The 18074-nt window shown below is 38.5% G+C and carries 15 protein-coding genes; 9 read left to right on the forward strand and 6 right to left on the reverse strand.

Annotation, left to right across the window (positions count from 1 at the left end; genetic code table 11):
• Positions 1–1237: peroxiredoxin family protein (locus tag AC1DDX_RS00380; protein WP_477621701.1), on the forward strand; the 1237-nt coding region annotated here is incomplete at its 5' end.
• A gap of 110 nt (positions 1238–1347) precedes the next feature.
• A complete protein-coding gene (locus tag AC1DDX_RS00385; protein WP_337717456.1) occupies positions 1348–2910 on the forward strand; it encodes an alpha-L-fucosidase in 1563 nt (520 codons plus the stop codon).
• Here AC1DDX_RS00385 and AC1DDX_RS00390 read toward each other — a convergent pair.
• Both AC1DDX_RS00390 and AC1DDX_RS00395 read right to left on the reverse strand, forming a co-directional pair.
• Positions 2907–3602 (reverse strand): FadR/GntR family transcriptional regulator, encoded by a 696-nt coding sequence (locus AC1DDX_RS00390; protein WP_172659039.1) that lies wholly within the window; start codon positions 3600–3602, stop codon positions 2907–2909. The genes AC1DDX_RS00385 and AC1DDX_RS00390 overlap by 4 nt on opposite strands.
• On the reverse strand, positions 3602–5131 hold the full coding sequence (locus AC1DDX_RS00395) for a glycoside hydrolase family 43 protein (protein ID WP_337717458.1): 1530 nt from the start codon (positions 5129–5131) through the stop codon (positions 3602–3604). The genes AC1DDX_RS00390 and AC1DDX_RS00395 overlap by 1 nt, the downstream gene beginning before the upstream one ends.
• Positions 5132–5203: 72 nt before the next feature.
• Between AC1DDX_RS00395 and AC1DDX_RS00400 the strand changes: the two genes are divergently transcribed.
• The 3 genes from AC1DDX_RS00400 (at position 5204) to gap (ending at position 7616) form a co-directional block, all read left to right on the forward strand.
• Positions 5204–5443, forward strand: a complete 240-nt coding sequence (locus tag AC1DDX_RS00400) for a hypothetical protein (RefSeq protein WP_172659041.1) — start codon at positions 5204–5206, stop codon at positions 5441–5443.
• A 117-nt stretch (positions 5444–5560) separates the two neighbouring features.
• A complete protein-coding gene (locus tag AC1DDX_RS00405) occupies positions 5561–6628 on the forward strand; it encodes a GlxA family transcriptional regulator (RefSeq protein ID WP_337717461.1) in 1068 nt (355 codons plus the stop codon).
• Positions 6629–6638: 10 nt separating this feature from the next.
• On the forward strand, positions 6639–7616 hold the full coding sequence (gene gap, locus AC1DDX_RS00410) for a type I glyceraldehyde-3-phosphate dehydrogenase (RefSeq protein ID WP_337717463.1): 978 nt from the start codon (positions 6639–6641) through the stop codon (positions 7614–7616).
• A 55-nt stretch (positions 7617–7671) separates the two neighbouring features.
• Here gap and AC1DDX_RS00415 read toward each other — a convergent pair whose 3' ends face one another.
• A complete protein-coding gene (locus tag AC1DDX_RS00415; RefSeq protein ID WP_172659109.1) occupies positions 7672–7920 on the reverse strand; it encodes a RidA family protein in 249 nt (82 codons plus the stop codon).
• A gap of 117 nt (positions 7921–8037) precedes the next feature.
• A complete protein-coding gene (locus AC1DDX_RS00420) occupies positions 8038–10332 on the reverse strand; it encodes a TonB-dependent receptor (RefSeq protein ID WP_337717465.1) in 2295 nt (764 codons plus the stop codon).
• 497 nt (positions 10333–10829) lie between these two features.
• On the opposite strand from AC1DDX_RS00420, the gene AC1DDX_RS00425 reads away from it, so the two are divergent.
• Positions 10830–11834 carry an LLM class flavin-dependent oxidoreductase gene (locus AC1DDX_RS00425; protein ID WP_337717467.1) on the forward strand — a complete coding sequence of 335 codons (1005 nt, stop codon included), beginning with the start codon at positions 10830–10832 and terminating at the stop codon, positions 11832–11834.
• 105 nt (positions 11835–11939) lie between these two features.
• Entirely contained in the window at positions 11940–14345 is a 2406-nt protein-coding gene (locus AC1DDX_RS00430) for a TonB-dependent receptor (RefSeq protein ID WP_172659046.1), read from the forward strand.
• Positions 14346–14437: 92 nt separating this feature from the next.
• Here AC1DDX_RS00430 and AC1DDX_RS00435 read toward each other — a convergent pair whose 3' ends face one another.
• Positions 14438–15970, reverse strand: a complete 1533-nt coding sequence (locus AC1DDX_RS00435; RefSeq protein WP_317171619.1) for an ABC transporter substrate-binding protein — start codon at positions 15968–15970, stop codon at positions 14438–14440.
• Positions 15971–16114: 144 nt separating this feature from the next.
• Here AC1DDX_RS00435 and AC1DDX_RS00440 point away from each other — a divergent pair, with 144 nt between their 5' ends.
• Entirely contained in the window at positions 16115–16573 is a 459-nt protein-coding gene (locus AC1DDX_RS00440; RefSeq protein WP_172659048.1) for a hypothetical protein, read from the forward strand.
• Here the strand turns inward: AC1DDX_RS00440 and AC1DDX_RS00445 are convergent.
• Entirely contained in the window at positions 16560–17081 is a 522-nt protein-coding gene (locus tag AC1DDX_RS00445; protein ID WP_288883198.1) for an NADPH-dependent FMN reductase, read from the reverse strand. The genes AC1DDX_RS00440 and AC1DDX_RS00445 overlap by 14 nt on opposite strands.
• A 181-nt stretch (positions 17082–17262) precedes the next feature.
• On the opposite strand from AC1DDX_RS00445, the gene AC1DDX_RS00450 reads away from it, so the two are divergent.
• A complete protein-coding gene (locus AC1DDX_RS00450) occupies positions 17263–18066 on the forward strand; it encodes a ParA family protein (RefSeq protein ID WP_048906375.1) in 804 nt (267 codons plus the stop codon).
• Positions 18067–18074: the final 8 nt, after the last annotated feature.

Below are 18074 nucleotides of genomic sequence, written 5' to 3' on the forward strand. Positions count from 1 at the left end.
GACTAAGAGTACTAGAAATATGGTAAGATATGCATTATTGGCTGTTCTAACGGCCTTTTCTCTATTCTGCAATGCGCAGATTAATTTGCAACAAGGAAAATGGAAAGCAGTATTGCATCGGGCAGATGGAAACGAAATACCTTTTGAACTAGGAATTCAAAAGCAAGGTAATACTACAATTTGCTATGTGGTAAATGATACTGAACGACTTAAAACAGAAATGACATGGATCTCTAAAGATTCGCTTTTAATAAAAATGCCCGTATTCGAGTCGTCGTTTAGGGTTAAAATTATCAATAAGGACAGTTTAAATGGTGTATGGATAAAGGGCGGATCTGTTAAAGATCTGGTTATGCCGTTCTCTGCCACCTCAAAAGCCAGCCGTTTTCCAAAAGGAAGTGCCGGTAAGGTATCTGTTAAAGGGAAATGGAAGATTGAGTTTACCAGGGCTGATCAGTCTGAGCGACTGGCAATTGGAGAGTTCACGCAAAATGGTCAGAAAGTAGGTGGTTCAGTGCTAACTCCTTCTGGCGATTACCGTTATCTTGATGGCACCATAATCGGTGATTCCCTAATGATCTCAACTTTTGATGGTATACACGCGCTTGTTTTCTCTGCTAAAATTAAGGGAGATAGCATTAAGGGTACACTGTATAGCGGTGCTACGTCATTAGAAAAATGGACTGCCGTAAAAGACTCCAATGTTAAATTGGAAGCTCCGGTAACTGCGCTTAAGGAAGGAGAAAGTGGCCGACTGGATTTTAGTTTTAAAGACCTTGAAGGTAATGTGGTATCTATAAATGATAAAAGATTTAAAGATAAAGTGGTTGTTTTACAGCTAATGGGCTCCTGGTGCCCTAACTGTATGGACGAAATGGCTTTTTTAAGCGACTATTACCGCAAGAATAAAAACCGCGGTGTAGAGGTGATTGCACTAGCTTATGAATTAAGTACAGATGAGGCAAGGTCGAGAAAAAGCCTGCAAAAGTTTCAGCAACAGTTTAAGGTTGAATATCCAATGCTAATTACTGGCGTTACTGCCGGAGATCCTGAAAAAACAGAAAAGACTTTACCTCAGTTAACCGCCATTAAAGTTTTCCCTACAAGTATCATATTAGATAAAAAAGGCTTGGTGAATCATATTAACACTTCATTTTATGGCCCTGGTACCGGCGAGTATTTTGTGCAGTATAAAAAGGAATTTGAAGAGGTTATGAATACTTTGCTAAGTAAATAGACTAAGCTGTTTTTTGACAAAATCACTTAATGTTTTGACAAAAAATTACACTATTGATAATGAAAATCAAGCTTTCTTTGAAGTTGATCATTATTCAATTTAATCAGATTATGAAGAAGAGGTATTATTTTAACAGGCTAAACTGGATCCTATTAATAGGGCTTCAGTTGGTTGTTTGCGCGGGCTTACCAAACAGTAGTTCTGCTCAGATCTTTACCAATAAAAACTATGTTGAAATTAATCCTGGAGATACTGAAAAGGATATTGTAAAAAAAGCTGCTAATGTAGTCCCTGCCGCCCGGCAATTAAGGTGGCAGCAGTTAGAATTAACCGCTTTTATACACTTCGGGATAAATACCTTTACCAATAAAGAATGGGGGGATGGATCTGAAGACCCTAAAATATTTAATCCGAAAGATCTGGACGCGAGGCAGTGGGTTAAGGTTTGTAAGGAAGCCGGTTTTAAGCAAATTATTTTAACAGCAAAACACCACGATGGTTTTTGTTTGTGGCCAAGTAAATACACAGAACATTCTGTAAAAAATAGTCCCTGGAAAGAAGGGAAAGGAGATGTTGTAAAGGAAACCGCTGATGCATGTAAGGAATTCGGTATCGGATTTGGAATTTATCTGTCCCCATGGGATCGCAATTCGAAATATTTTGGTAGCATGGAATACAATAACTATTTCATTAACCAGCTTACGGAATTGTTAACTCAATATGGACAGATAGATGAAGTTTGGTTTGATGGTGCAAACGGCGAGGGCCCTTCCGGTAAAAAACAGGTTTATGAGTATAACAGATGGTATGAGTTGATTCGTAAACTGCAACCTAAGGCTACTATTGCGGTTTCAGGACCAGATGTAAGATGGGTAGGAACGGAAAGCGGCTATGGCAGGGAGACTGAATGGAGTGTTGTGCCTGGTGATGAACTAAAGACCGAAAAAATAGCTGAAAACTCGCAGCAGAAAGTTGAATTCGCACCGAGAGATATGATGGCAAATGACTTGGGCAGCAGATCAAAAATTGCAAAAGCAAAAAGTCTGGTATGGTACCCTGCAGAGATCGATGTTTCAATCCGTCCAGGATGGTTCTATCATACTACCGAAGACAAGGATGTTAAATCTCCGGAGAAATTAATGGATATCTATTACAGCTCGGTTGGAAGGAATGGCGTTTTGCTATTGAACATACCTCCAGATACCAGAGGCTTGATTAGTGATAGCGATATTAAGTCGTTGCAGGGTTTTAAGAAACAAAAGGACAATACATTTGCAGTAAACTTGCTGGCAGGTGCAGTAGTTAAAGGCAGCAATGCAAAAAAATCAAGTGTATTGTTTGATGGCAAAGATAATACAGTTTGGGCTACCAAACCTGGTGACAGTACGGTTGTTATTGATCTTAAATTATCAAAATCAAAGAAGTTTGATTTGTTGCTATTGCAGGAGAATTTGAGGATAGGACAGCGAGTAGAAAACTTTGTTTTAGAATATAAAGCAGGGGATGAGTGGAAGGAAGCTGCAAAAGGCACTACCATAGGTTATAAGCGCCTGTTGCGTTTTGCTCCTGTTACAGCTTCTGAAATAAGATTAAGGATTGTTTCATCGAGGTTAAATCCTGCTATTGCGGAAATAGGCCTTTATAAGCAGGCACCTAAAGAAGCAAGTAATTAAGATAATCTTAGAAAATGGTTTTCAAGATGATTGCGCATCGCATTTCTGAATAATTCAGGAGAACCGTTTTCCAGGATATCAACCAGCCCTTTGTGCGAAACAAACTTTCCATAAGTAGTTGGTTTCTTGAGCATGCCACTGTTGTTTACGTAGTCAAATATTGGGAGTAGCATTTTCTGAAATTTCTTCATGGTTTTGTTCCCCGTTATTTCATAAAGTTTGGAATGAAAGGCTATTTCATGATCAATTTCAAAAAGATAATCTTTGGCCATTGCCGGCTCATTTTCGACAATGGCTTTTAATTCTTTGATGTCCTTAGGTGTGATGTTTCGAAATAAGAAGTCGGCCATTCCAATTTCAAGTGTTAATCTTATCTCAAAGATTTCTTTTAAAGTTTCCTCGTCCAGAATATATGGGTTCATACTTTTGCTGAGTATGCCAAAAATATCAGGGCTTGTAATTACGGTGCCTTTTTTCTTTTTAGTGTCGATTAGGCCCATCATTCTTAATCGTAATAGCGCTTCTCTTACAACAGTTCTGCTTACACCCAAAGAAGAGCAAAGCTCGAGCTCGGTAGGAATACTATCTCCAATTTTAAGTTGTTTCGCCTGAAGAAGCTCAACAAGTTTTGTCTCCACGCGATCTACCAGGGAGCTTGTATCAATTTTCCGGATGGAGTTAAGTAAGTCCATTATTTTTCTAAATAGTTAAGTTCAAAGGACGAGAATTGGGCATTTGCTGTAGAGGCTCCTTTGAAATTTAGGCCAGGTCGCGGACTTCTATCCCATTGGGGAAGAAAATCTATTGAATATGCTTTATCATCTACGGATAATTCTTTCCAGTCTTTCGATTTTTGTCTCCAGTATACACGACAGGTGAAGTCAGGTTTTACCAGCATTTTTAATTGAATAGGGGTTTCAGGATTGTCAATTGTAGCTATATTTAAAACAGTTTCTTTATTATCCTTTACCATCCAGAACTGAACTTTATTGCCTACTACTCCAATGCCTGTTGCGGCATTTGCATCTCCATAAACTACCAGGCCTTTTAAAGCGTTGTTGCGATTCACAACGGTCGTGGTCATTTCGTAGTTCAAATGAGCGGGACGGATAGTTAGCGCAATACCAGCATTGTTTTCTTTTTTAATATTGCCTGATAAATAAAGGTTCCCTTTTTGTTGTGCTAATTTAGGTGTGGAGTTTCTGAAATCCCATTGCCACTCTACAGATGGATTTTGTGTAGAGAAATTAGCCTTGAAATTATTGGCTGACGGGTTACCTGGCGCAGGTGATAATTCTTTGAACTCTGGCCACTCATTTTTGCCTGACCAAGTTAGCTCTGCAAGCATACCTTGGCGTCCGGTGAAAACACTGCTGGCTTTATTATAAGCATGGTAAATGTAGTAGTATTTCCCATCAGGACTGTTTACAAAAGTGCCATGTCCGGAGCATTTCCACCATTCATTTTCATATAATAGTGGGTTTTTTGGATGGTTTTCATATGGTCCCCGAAAGGTTTTAGATCTGGCGACTCTAACATTATAATCGCATTTACTGCCACAGCAATTTCCAACAGAGTAGAACATGTAATAATAATCGTCTTTTTTAAGGAAGCTTTGTCCTTCAAGACCGATGCCCTTCTCGTCTTTCATCATTGTAAATGCATCGCCAATTAAGGATAGTCCATCGTTAGCCAGCTTACTGCCAAGTATTTCTATTGGCCTACCGTCTAAACCATAGGCTTTCCAGGTTATGTATAGCTGGCCTTTGTCGTTAAATACGAACGCATCTATAGCTTCTTTACCATACTCAATAATGATTCCGTGATCTTTGAAATCTTTATCAGGATATTTGGAAGTGGCCACTCCGATGCAAGAAACACCGTCTTTTTTACGTCGTGCCGTGTAATATATAAAATAGGTTTTATTGTGGTAATAATATTCTGGAGCCCAGAAAGAAGCATTTGCCCAATCAGGAGCTTGTTTGAAAACATAGCCTGTTTGTTTCCAGGTTTTTAAATTGGTGGATTTAAATATTGGAAAGTGTGGGCCCCACTCTGAGGAAGTACCGATGGAATAGTATTCATTGCCTTTTCGGATAATTGAGGGGTCGGCAAAATCTCCTGGGATAACTGCTGTTATTTCCTGGGCAAATAAAGGCTGTACAACTGCTGTAAATTGGATTACAGCTAAAAAAAGCAGGTATTTAAAAAGTAATCTCATAATGCAAGATAGAATTTTACCTTAATTTTTTAACGGTTTATTATGCGTACATTGTGAGTTAATTGAAAAATCATGGAAATTAAGGAGTTAACCGAGTCATTAGGGGCGGCAAAGACGAGTTTGGCAGATCAACAACGTAACTTGAAACAAGTTCAAAATCTCGTTAATGACCTGGGAAAGGAAACTCAGACATTTGAAATAAAACTCGAAATATCTGATCTGAAGAAAGATGTTAATAACCAAACAACTTTAATTGAAGAGAGAGAAAAAGAAATATCTGAACTTGAAGCAAGCATTGCGCTTCTAAAGTAAAACGATGGAGAAATTCATATTATCAGCCTATATCCATATCTGATATATAAATTTTTTGTCCTAAATTGTATAAAATATGTCCTTTGAGACAAATATATTACCCTGTATATTTGTTATATGAATGACGATGAATCTGCTCTCATTAGGAATCAGTTAAAGAAAAAAGTGGTAATCGTACCGATGTCTGGTCGTACCTTACTCCATTTTTCGGGTCCTGTAGATGTTTTTACCAATGCAGACAAGTGTTTATACTTATCTGGTTCTAAACATGGTTATGATGTTGTAATCGCATCTCCAACCTTAAAGAAGCACATACCGACTTTAGCTGGGGCGGAACTGGTTTGCCAGCAGAGTGCCCTGGAAATTACAACACCTATCGACATTGTTATCGTAGCTGGAAATGACTTTCAAACTTTAGGAAAATCAGAATACGCTACTTTTTGTAATTGGCTATCGACCATCAATGAAAAAAGTAACAGCAGGATTGGGTCAGTTTGCGGTGGTGCTTTTGTTTTAGCTGAAGCAGGATTGTTAAATGGAAAAAAAGCAACCACACATTGGCAGTTGAGTGATCGGTTAAAGAAAGAGTACCCACTTGTTGAGGTCAATACTAATCCATTTTATATGGGGGATGGGAGGATATATACTTCAGGAGGGGTCTCTTCAGGCATAGATCTCGCTCTTGCTTTAGTAGAGGAAGATCACGGCAAGGATATCGCTATTCAAGTAGCACGCAAATTGGTGTTTTACTTGTCGAGACCTGGTTTTCAGGCCCAGTTTGGCAACCTATTGCCAGCTTACGAAAGCACCAATATTGCACAGAAATTATACGGATGGCTTAATGAGAACCTGGCTCAGCCTTTGGATGTAACGCGGATGGCCGAACATTTAAATATGAGCCCAAGGAACTTTACGAGGGTTTTTCATAAGCAAACAGGTTTGCCACCTGCCAAGTTCATAGAAAAGCTAAGGGTGGAAATGGCCAGGAAATATTTGGAAGATACCGATGTTTCTATTGAAAGTATAGCTGAAAAATGCGGGCTTAATAATCTTGTCTCCATGAGGCGTACATTTCTGAGGCATTTAATGACTACACCATCCGATTATCGCCGCGCATTCAGGACATCACTTCAATCGCCTGGCATTAATGATAGTTCTCAATCGAATTTATATAGAACAAATTAATCACAACAACATGAAAATAGCAATTAACGGATTCGGCCGCATCGGCAGAATGACCCTTAGGGCATTACAAAATAGACCAGAAATAGAAGTTGTCGCAGTAAATGACCTTACAGACATCAAAACACTTACCCACTTACTTAAATATGATACGGCACATGGTCGGTTCCCCGGAGAGGTAACCAGTGATGGGGATATGATCATTGCAAATGGAAAACGCATACAGTTATTGAGTGAAAAAGATCCTGAAAAGCTTCCATGGAAAGACCTGGCGATAGATGTGGTAATAGAATCAACAGGCAGGTTTACCGATAAGGGTTCTGCACAATCACATATCCATGCAGGTGCAAAAAAAGTATTGATTACAGCACCTGCCACAGGAGGGGTGAAAACGATTGTACACGGGGTGAATAATGAGCTGATAGGGGACGACCTGATCTATTCTACAGCATCGTGTACCACAGGCAGCATTGCCCCAATATTAGCAATTCTTGATAAGGAATTTGGTGTCGAATCTGGGTATATGGTAACTGTTCATGCATTTACTGCTGATCAAAACTTGCAAGATGCACCTCATAAAGACCTAAGAAGAGCACGCGCAGCATCATATTCTATTATCCCTACCACTACGGGTGCCGCCAAAGCTATTGGTGATGTGCTTCCTAACTTAAAAGGTAAAATGGATGGATATTCTTATCGTGTTCCGGTAATTGATGCATCTATCGTGGATTTATCGGTAAATTTAAATAAGGAGGTGTCTGCCGATGAATTGAATAACTTATTTAAATCCTATGCAGGAAGCACTTTTAAAGGTATACTGGAATATACAGAAGAACCGATGGTATCTTCAGATATTTTAGGAAACACACATTCTTCGATTGTAGATGGTAGTTTGACCAAAACTAACGGTAAATTGGTTAAAGTGGTCGCCTGGTATGATAATGAAGTTGGAATTTCCAACAGGATTGCAGAGCTGGTTAGTTTGCTGTAAAAACACCAGAAAAAGGAAAGGCCAGCAAATGAGCGTACACTTGCTGGCTTTTTCTCTATTTTACTACAGTAGCTTCTAGTTCGACTGTTAGGGTTGCAAAAAGACCTTTGACTTCCAGTAAGGTTGTAGCTTGCCTTATGCCATACTTCTGCAAAAAATCCTTGTATACGTCTGTGCATGTACTAAAAAATTCTTGTACAGAAGTGGTGTAAAGATTCAAACGGACGATGCCGGCACAATCATATCCGGCGCTGTGAATAAGTTCTTCCAGGTTTTTAACAGTAAGGGCAGGTATGACAAGAATGGAGTTATGCTAGACTTCGAAGCAATTTATTAATTTACAATTGTCATCTCCTTTGGTTACCAAAGGAGATGACAATTGTAAATTGCCCAAAAAAGGGCCAATGAGTCTAAAAGTAACTTAAAATTTGAAAGAGAAGTTAGCTACAAAGTTTCTGGTAAATTGGGGGTTTCCTACCAAATCCCAGTATTCTACATTAGAGATGTTGTTTAATTTAAAACCAAATTTCCATTTCTCCTTTTGGTAAGAAACAGCGGCATTAATAATATGATACGCCGGAATGGTATAAGTATTGCTTGAATTAAGATACGAATCGCCAATATAATTTCCTCCAAAACCCACTCCAATACCTTTAATACTTTCAAAAGGCAGACGATAGTTCAGCCAATAGTTAACGATATGTTTGGGTGCTTGAGTCGCAAGCTTACCTTCGTATGCATCAGCCTTAGTATATTTATTTTCATTATATCCGTATCCGGCTACAATACTCAGGCCGGTTAGAGGGTTAGCAGTAAGCTCTACTTCTACTCCCTTGCTCACTTGCTTGCCATCCTGAAAACTATATAGTGCATCATCTGTACGCAAAGCATTGTCGATACCAATATGATAGTAGCTAATACTCCCACCAAGCACGCCGCCCGGTAATTCGGCTTTTACACCGCCTTCCATTTGGTTGGCAAAAACGGGTTTAGGTTTAAACAGACTGCCATCAGGCTGTTCAAGTGGACCCTGGTTTTGAAAACCATTCATAAAGTTCCCAAATAAAGATACTTTGTCTTTCACCAGCTGATACACAACTCCTAGCTTGGGAGAAAGTGATGGCTGAACAAAGCCCCCTTCGTAGGTTTGTTTAAAACGATCAAAACGCAAGCTTAACATGGTAGACAAACGGCCGGTCCAGTTGATCACGTCAGAAACGTATGCACCAAAAGAGTTTCCTCCGTATGCATCAGTAGATGAGGCTATTGAATTATCTGCCAAAAGACCGGTTACCCTGCTCAGGCCCGATTTTTCGAAAGGCTGGGTAATGTCTATTTCGTCGAGTTCAAGGGCTTTGTAAGTAAGTGTTTCATCGTTGAATTCATAACTGGCACCAATCAATATGTTATGATGAATTTTACCGGTATTAAAGCTTCCGTTAAAATTCTGTTGGATATTTGCGTAAGTTCTTTCTCTTGGACCAAAATGCCTGATACTGGTTTTGGCCGTGGTTGCATTAGTCCATTCTACATAAGGTTGATAGCTGTGGTTTAAAAATTCATTTACATGAGATACGCCTGTAGTTGATGTCCAGTTTTTACTAATCTGATACTTGGCCTGTCCAAAATATTTTGTGGCCTCTGCGTCGCTAAGCAGATCATTCTGGAAAAAAGATTTTTTAAAGCCAAGCGGAATATCTTTTGCAGATTTAAAAGGCACTTGATCTCCAAAAAGTAATGTATATGCCAGGCGGTTTGCATCACTGTTAAAATATTCAAAATCGAACAGGAATGAAAGGCGGTCGCTGGCCTGGTAAGATAGACTGGGGCTAATAACGTATCTTTTATTTTTGCCATATTCGTTTGAACTGTTTTGCTGATGCTTTACGGCATTGAATCTCAGTAATACTGTTTTTTCATTATTTAGTGGTGTATTCAGATCAATAGTAGCCCTGCTTAGATCAAAGCTTCCCATGCTATAATCTATCTCGCCTCCAAAGGCTGCATAAGGTTTTTTGGTGACCAGATTTATTGCACCACCAAATGTGGATATTTGCGAGCCAAACAGCGTACCTGATGGACCTTTAATTAATTCTACGCGTTCCAGATTTGCTATTTCTGTTCCAGATCTGTAAACTGATGTTGCCATTCCATTCCTTGCGTAATCGAAGTTGGTGAAGCCTCTGAATAAGACAGCAAAGCTTCCGGTAACATATTCAGTTGGCGCAACGCCGGGGGCAGCCCTGAAAACCTCCTTAACGTCGGTCATCAGCTGTTCTTTCATTAACTCCTTGCCGACAACGTTATATACTTGCGGATTCTCGAGATTTTTTAATGGCATCCGGGCAACATAATCGGTTTCCTTATTTGTTTGCCGGCTGTTGCTGTTTACAACAACCTCCTGTAATTGCCGGTTGTCTTCTGTCAAAGTAAAATTGACTACGCTGGTTTCTCCGGCTGTTACTGTTACTGTGCTTTTTTGTGTGAGAAGCCCGGTAAAACTTGCAGTTAACGTATAAGTTCCTGCAGGAACTTTGTTTATGGTATAATTGCCAGCTTCGTTTACTACGCTGGCCTTATTTGTTCCGGCCAGAACAACATTTACAAATTCAGCAGGTTTACCATCAGAAGTGGTTACTGTGCCTTTAATGGTACCAGTTTGGGCAAATGCCTGCACTGTAAGGATAGATAAAAATAGAGTTAGAGATTTAAGCATACATATTAAATTTTATTTAGACTTATTATAAATAGTTGCAAATATATAAACATTTGGATTTCTAACATTGTAATTCTAATTTTTAAATTTCTTTATCCTAAAGGATCCCTTCACTCGTTTAGTTATTGATGAACACTAAAATTGAATGGATAGGCAACAAGCAAAAGAATTAGTTGAAAGATATTTTGTGAATAAGAGCAAATTCAGGTTAGTACAAGCGCTTATTGAGTTAGGCATGGTTTAACCTACTTTGCAGATAAAGAAAAGCAGAAAAAAGATCCCGGTTATGGCTATAAAAATGCAAACACGACTTGTTAGATAAGTTTTCATGATGTTTGTAATTTAGGTTTTACTTAAGCTTTATATTCACAGATACGTTAGCGGCTTTTAAATAGTTGCCTGCTTTTGGAAGTTCCGTGGATTTAAAGTCATATAGTGATTAGAAAATGAAGTTTCGCTTAAATAGGGTGTAGTTTTGCAGCCTACTTTTAAGCAATATGAAAAAATTACTGAACACCATTCCTTTTTCTGTATTAGATCTTGCAACTGTTGTTGAGGGCAAGACCCCAGCCGATACCTTTAAGAAAAGTTTAGACCTTGCCCGCCATGCTGAAGATTGGGGGTATAACCGGTATTGGTTGGCCGAACATCATAATATGATTAGTGTTGCCAGTTCAGCAACATCGGTAGTAATAGGCCACATAGCCGGTGGAACAAAAAAAATAAGAGTAGGTGCTGGTGGTATAATGTTGCCGAATCACTCGCCTTTAATTATAGCTGAACAATTTGGTACTCTTGCTTCACTATATCCTGATAGAATAGATTTAGGATTGGGAAGAGCACCAGGCACAGATCAGGCAACGGCCGCGGCAATTAGAGGTGAGCGTATGCATGCTGCTCAGGATTTCCCGGGAGATGTACTGAGGTTACAAGCCTATTTATCGCCAGATAATCACAGAAGTAATGTAAGGGCAATTCCTGGTGAAGGACTTGATATTCCGATATGGATATTGGGATCGAGTACTGATAGTGCACATTTGGCTGCCGCATTGGGTTTGCCGTATGCCTTTGCAAGTCATTTTGCCCCGGCTCAGTTCCTTACGGCAATAAATATATACAGAAAGAACTTTAAACCTTCTGAGCATTTGGCTGCACCATATGTATTGGCTTGTGTAAACGTTGTTGCTGCAGATACTGATGCGGAGGCTAATAAACTTGCCACTTCGTTGTATCAATTGTTTAGAGGAATTGTAACCGGAAAGCGCAGACTTTTGCAACCTCCTGTTGATAGCATGGAGGGAATATGGACAGATTATGAGGAAGAGCAGGCAGGACAAATGCTGGCTTGTACTTTTACAGGAAGCAAGGAAACGATAAAAGCGGATTTGCAGCAATTTCTGGATCAGACAGAAGTTGATGAGATTATGGCTACGTCACATATTTTTGATCATAATGCCAGATTACGCTCTTATGAATTGTTGGCTGAAGCTTTTAGCCGATAAAAAGGAGCATTTCACCGCTTCCCGTTTGCAGATAATCTAATTTCTATTGATAAAAAGTGTAACAAAACCGATTTTGCGCAGACTAATTGAAGAAATAAAATTTTTATGAAACGAATTATACTACTATTTGCGGGATTGGGGTTAATGCTGAATGCTAATGCGCAGTTTTCTTTGGGTGGGGCACCACAAAAACCTAAAGTGACTGGACGTATTACAGCATTGATTTTAGACTCGCTTACCAAAAAACCTATTGACTATGCAACAGTATCATTAATAAAAACAGCTGATAATAAATCTGTAAATGGAGGAGTAACTGATGAGAAAGGTAAAATAGTTTTGCAAAATGTTGCGCCCGACCAATATAAGCTTTCTATTGGGTTTATGGGCTATAAAACAAAATCTATATCGGTTAAGACGAGCCCGGAAAAACCTGATTTAAACGCAGGAACTATTTATGTAAGCCCTACAGAAAGTAACCTGAAAGAGGTTGCAATTGTGGGAGAAAAATCTTTGATTGAGAATAAGGTTGATAAATTGGTTTACAATGCTGAGGCCGACATTACCAATGCCGGTGGAGATGCAACTGATGTAATGCGTAAAGTACCTATGCTTTCTGTTGACATAAACGGAAATGTGCAGTTGCGCGGAAGTGCAGTTCGTGTTTTGATAAATGGAAAACCCTCAGGAACAATGGCAAACAGTGTGGCTGATGCTTTGAAAATGATTCCTGCTGAGCAGATCAAAAGTGTGGAAGTAATTACAAGCCCTTCTGCAAAATACGATGCTGAAGGCTCGGGTGGTATCATCAATATCATCACAAAAAAGAAAACTGCTGAAGGTGTCAGTGGAAGTATAAATACATCGGCCGGTACACGTTCAAATAATGGCGCGTTTAATTTAAATGCTAAAACAGGCCGTTTATCGTTAACAGGTAATCTAGGTGTAAATCATGCTTATCCACAGAATTCGAAGGTTGTTGTGTTTAATAGTTCTGTTGTAGATGGGGTTACAAATACCGTTTCGCAGAATGGTTTTTCTAAATGGTCCAGAGTTGGATACAACGGGAGTGCTGGTTTGGATTATGATTTTAACAGTTACCACAACATTAGTTCTACGGTTAAATTTAACAGATTCTCTAATGGAGGGCCAGGCAGCTCTGATATATTGACCAATAATGTTTTTTCTCAGAATATTAGAGATATGGATATGGGGTTCAATAACATGGACTGGAACGTAGATTACAGGAAAACAAGTAAAAAGGAAGGTGAAGAATTGAGTGTTTCTGCACAGCTTTCGCGAGGAAGAAATACCAGTGATTTTACCAATAGATTTGTAAGCGAGGGTGTGCCAGATTTTACTTTAATTGGAGGCAATACGGGTAAAAATAATGAGTACACTTTGCAAACTGATTATACTTATCCTTTTAGTAAAACAACCACACTTGAAACCGGGTTGAAAGGTATTTTTAGGAACATTATAAGTGACTATGATCAGAATGCCCAGGATTTTGACTACGATCAGAATGTAGGTTCTGCTTATGGTGTGCTTGGTTTTAAACTAACTAAAAAAATTACTGCCAAAGCCGGTTTAAGAGCTGAGTATACTAAAATTGATGGATTGGCTGGTAACATTTTGCCCTTTAAAAATGACTATTTTAACCTGTTCCCGAGCTTAGTTTTATCGCAGACTTTAAAGGGGATGACCACTGTTAAGGTGAGTTATAACCGCAGGATACAGAGACCTAGTTTGTTTTATTTGAATCCTTTTAGAAATGAAAGTGATATTTATAATCCGATGCAGGGTAACCCTGAATTGTCGCCAGAGTTGAGTGATAACATTGAAGTGGGATACTCAACCTTTATTAAAGGTTCTGTAATTAATGCCTCAGTATTTTACCGCAATACAAAGAATGTGATTGAAAGTTTTATCAGTCCGATTGTAGAAGATGGGGTAAACAAAAACTTAACATCTTATACCAACGTAGGTACCAGTCAATCGTATGGTTTTAACGTTTTCGGTTCATACAACCCTAAACCGAAATGGACCTTAATGGCCAATTTTGGAATGAATACCTACGATGTAAGCAATGCAAATAATAATATAAATACCGGAACTTTTGTTAATTATACTGCTTTTGCCAGATCAGCATATGCTTTGACTGGAGGGTGGAGTACTGAACTTTGGGGGGTAATTAACTCGCCAAGAAGGACTTTTCAGGGAAAAACTGATGCAATGTATTTTTATGGTGGTGCCGTGAAAAAAGAGATTCTTAATAAAAAAGCAACTATTGGCTTAAATGTATTGAATCCGTTTAGCAGAGATTTGAATATTAAGACTGTAAATAATACTGCAACATCAACACAGAATACTGATATCCATTATCCGTTGCGCTCTTTTGGTTTAAACTTTAGCTATAACTTTGGTAAGCTTAAGTTTACTCAAAAGAAATCTATTAAAAATGACGACTTGAAGAAAGAAGAGCAAGGCGGAATGGGAGGTGGTGTGCAATAATTGATATTGCGAATTGCAAATTGTGTAAAGTTGCCGTCATCTCGACGATAGGAGAGATGACGGACTAACGAGGTAGCGAGATGATGGGGATCTTAATTCTTTTTTACCGTTTTAAGAATCATTAGGTTTTGCGGATTCATATTGTACCCACTAATGTTATTTTGCGTCATAATTACTGATTGATCATAATAAATGGGAACTATGTTTGCATAATCAATTACCATTTGATCCATTTTTTGATAAAGAAGATAGCGTTTTGCATTATCGCTAACATAGTAACTTTGTTCAAATAACCTGTCAAAATCGTTATTGTAGTAGGCTGTGTAATTTGGACCATTAGGGACTTTGTTTTTAGAATAAAACATGGCAAGATAATTCTCGCCATCCGGATAGTCTGCTATCCAGGAACCTCTGAAAAAATTCACTTCGTTTTTTGACATGAGGTCCCTTAAGCTTGCATTGGGGCTTACATCTACTTTTACCTTAATACCGATTGCGGCCAATTCACCTTGTATGAATTCTATAAGATCTTTATAAGTAGTAGAAGTGCTGAGGGTAACCTGTGGCATCCCTTTGCCATTTGGAAAGCCGGCTTCTGCTAACAGCACTGCAGCTTTTTCTGGTTCATAGTGATACCCCTTTACTGCTGTGCTGTCAAACCCGGGCATGCCTTGAGGAATGAAGCCAGAAGTTGCCGGTATGCCTATGCTGTTACGTAAATATTTGATTAGTTTAGGCTTATCAATGGCGTAATTTATGGCCTGCCTTACTTTTTTGTATTTTAATGGAGAGCGTTTGGCAATGGCTATATTGGTGTCGACAAGTATTCCTACATACTCTGTGCAAAGGTAAGGGCTCTTTCTGAGGTTGAATTTGCCTTTATATTTTGCAGTCATCTTTCCGCTTTTTGTTAAGATGTCATCGCGATAGCTGCCGTCTACCTTGTCAAAGAAGTCGAGATCCTTTTTAAGGAAGTTCATGAATGCGCTTTGCTTATCTGTGATAAAGGAGACCTTTACTGCGTCGAGATAAGGTAGTTTGGTATTGCCTGCTTTTTCCCAGTAATTTTCATTTTTGAGCAATACCAGTATTTCATCTTCTTTCCAATATTTAAACTTAAAAGGCCCTGTTCCAATTGGATGGCTTCGAAAATCTTTGCCATAATGATCTACAACTTCTTTTGGCACTACCGAACAATATTGAGTGGTAAGTAATTTCATAAAAGCAGGGAATGGCTTTATGAGTTTAACCTGAAAAGTGCTGTCATTTATTGCTACAAAATTATTGATGTCTTTTACTTTGTCGCTAAATATCCAGCCACCTGAAGACGCAACTTTAGGATCGATGAGACGGTAAAAGCTATAAACAAAATCAGCAGCTATGGCTTTTCTGCCTTTTCCGTTGGGGAAAATGGGGTCGTTGTGAAAATACACATCGTTGCGGAGGTTAAAAGTATATGTTAGTCCATCTGTAGATATTTGCCATGTTTTTGCGATACAAGGCATTATGTTAAGGTTACTGTCAACCTGTACCAATCCATTAAATACCTGATTAATCATCCATAAAGCATTTTGGTTGCGTGCAAAAGCGGGATCCAGAGAGGTTAAATTCTGGTCCAGGTTCATGCTGAATACCTTTTTTCCTTTATTGGAGGAAGAACTATTGCACGAAAAGACAATAGGTAGAAGCAGTATGCAAAAAATATTTATTATAATACGATGCATCAGTTTAGGAATACTAATTTTGCACAAAGTAATAAATAAATCGATATGTCTTTTTTAAATGCGGTTATAAATAGGGTTGGGGACGAACAATTACGTGAAAATTTTCAGGAACGAGTAGACATAATTCAGCATAAAATTAAGTTTATGGACAAAGTTGCCGTAGCTTGTCTTGATACCAGGAATAATCTTAAAAAAGATTTGGAAGCACTTATTGCCGAAGCTGGTGGGGTCTTACAAGATGATGTTCATACAGCCAGAGTAGTTATTTATTATGAAAAAAGCACCAGTATGTTGCAGTTGATGGGAGTTGTGCCCTCGTTGTTGGATAAGGGTTGGCCTGCTGTTGAGTACGACAGAATATATCTTTGGGATGATGAAGCTGCAATGGCAGATGAGGCAGACGTGGCTGTAAACGCATTAGAAGATTTAGCGGAAATGCTATATCCGGGATACTTTGTTTTTGGAAATGAAGGTAAAACCTGGATGAGTTTTAAAACGCAATAAACTTATTTATCTGCTGGTCGGTAAATTTAAGGGTATCCTCTTTAAAGAAATCGCCCTGTTCATTTAACTCGGCTTTAATGGTTGCAATGTGGAGCCTCAGGGGTAGCACATTTAAATGCAGGTAACTGCATACACCACCAAAATGATCAACACCACGTATGTTTCCGTATTTACCGGATGATATACCTACAAGGGCCGCTTTTTTATCGTAAAAGCTTTCTGGAAAGTTGCAGGCATCAATAAAGACTTTTAATACTCCGGGGAAACTTCCATTGTATTCTGGTATGATAAAAAGAAACTTGGTAGTTTGGGTTACCATTTCCTGAATAATCTGGAAATCAGGGCTTCGTTTTCCATACAAATCAGACGCGATAAGGTTATCGGGTAAATCTTCCAGATTGAAAATGGTAGATTCTAAGCCTTTTAATGCCAGAGTTTTCTGATAATATTTAGCGACTTTTAGCGTATTACTTTCAGGTCTGTTGGTTCCGGATATGATGGTTACCATGTATAAATTGTTAATAAGATGTTTAAAACACTTAAGGCTTTAATACTAATTTTGCCATTTAGTTTGTATCTTAGCTATTCGTTAAAATATGCCTAAATAAACACAAAAATAGCATTTTTTATAGATTTACGTCGAGTAAATACAAGCCGTTAGAGAATAATTGTAATTATTAATTAGATAGATGAGTAAAATTATTGCATTGGCAAATCAGAAGGGTGGCGTAGGGAAAACTACTTCATCAATTAACTTAGCCGCAAGTTTAGCCGTACTAGAATATAGAACATTATTAGTTGATGCTGATCCTCAGGCCAATTCTACCTCTGGTATTGGTTTTGACCCAAGAAGCATCAAAAATAGCATTTACGAGTGTATCATTAATGATATCGATGCGGTAGACGCCATTCAGAAAACTGAAACTCCTAATCTTGATCTGCTTCCGGCACATATCGATTTGGTAGGTGCAGAGATCGAAATGATAAACCTGAACAACAGGGAATATAAGATGAAGGCTGTTCTTGAAAAAGTTAAAGATCAGTATGATTTTATTATTGTTGACTGCTCACCATCTTTAGGTTTAATTACCATTAATGCACTTACAGCTGCTGATTCAGTAATTATCCCTGTACAATGTGAATATTTTGCACTTGAAGGACTAGGGAAACTTTTGAACACAATTAAAATTGTTCAAAACCGTTTAAATCCTGAATTGGAAATTGAGGGAATTCTACTTACGATGTATGATGTGCGTTTAAGACTGTCAAATCAGGTTGTAGAAGAGGTTAAGACCCATTTCCAGGAGTTGGTTTTTGACACAATTATTCAGCGTAATACGCGCTTAAGTGAGGCCCCAAGTTACGGTATTTCAGTAATTATGCATGATGCCACTTGTAAAGGCGCAATTAACTACCTGAACCTTGCCCGTGAAATTGTTCATAAAAACGGAATGGTTAAGGAAGTACAGAATACAACTACAGCAATTATTTAAAAATATTT

Source organism: Pedobacter sp. 10L46_2 (assembly GCF_056395165.1).

Coding starts and splice junctions, on each gene's coding strand:
- AC1DDX_RS00390 (WP_172659039.1), bottom strand. CDS start 3,602: ATGGACTTACTTAACTCCATCCGGAAAATTGATACAAGCTCCCTGGTA.
- AC1DDX_RS00400 (WP_172659041.1), top strand. CDS start 5,204: ATGGAAATTAAGGAGTTAACCGAGTCATTAGGGGCGGCAAAGACGAGT.
- AC1DDX_RS00405 (WP_337717461.1), top strand. CDS start 5,561: ATGAATGACGATGAATCTGCTCTCATTAGGAATCAGTTAAAGAAAAAA.
- AC1DDX_RS00435 (WP_317171619.1), bottom strand. CDS start 15,970: ATGAACCTGGACCAGAATTTAACCTCTCTGGATCCCGCTTTTGCACGC.
- AC1DDX_RS00440 (WP_172659048.1), top strand. CDS start 16,115: ATGTCTTTTTTAAATGCGGTTATAAATAGGGTTGGGGACGAACAATTA.
- gap (WP_337717463.1), top strand. CDS start 6,639: ATGAAAATAGCAATTAACGGATTCGGCCGCATCGGCAGAATGACCCTT.
- AC1DDX_RS00395 (WP_337717458.1), bottom strand. CDS start 5,131: ATGAGATTACTTTTTAAATACCTGCTTTTTTTAGCTGTAATCCAATTT.
- AC1DDX_RS00430 (WP_172659046.1), top strand. CDS start 11,940: ATGAAACGAATTATACTACTATTTGCGGGATTGGGGTTAATGCTGAAT.
- AC1DDX_RS00420 (WP_337717465.1), bottom strand. CDS start 10,332: ATGCTTAAATCTCTAACTCTATTTTTATCTATCCTTACAGTGCAGGCA.
- AC1DDX_RS00450 (WP_048906375.1), top strand. CDS start 17,263: ATGAGTAAAATTATTGCATTGGCAAATCAGAAGGGTGGCGTAGGGAAA.
- AC1DDX_RS00385 (WP_337717456.1), top strand. CDS start 1,348: ATGAAGAAGAGGTATTATTTTAACAGGCTAAACTGGATCCTATTAATA.
- AC1DDX_RS00445 (WP_288883198.1), bottom strand. CDS start 17,081: ATGGTAACCATCATATCCGGAACCAACAGACCTGAAAGTAATACGCTA.
- AC1DDX_RS00425 (WP_337717467.1), top strand. CDS start 10,830: ATGAAAAAATTACTGAACACCATTCCTTTTTCTGTATTAGATCTTGCA.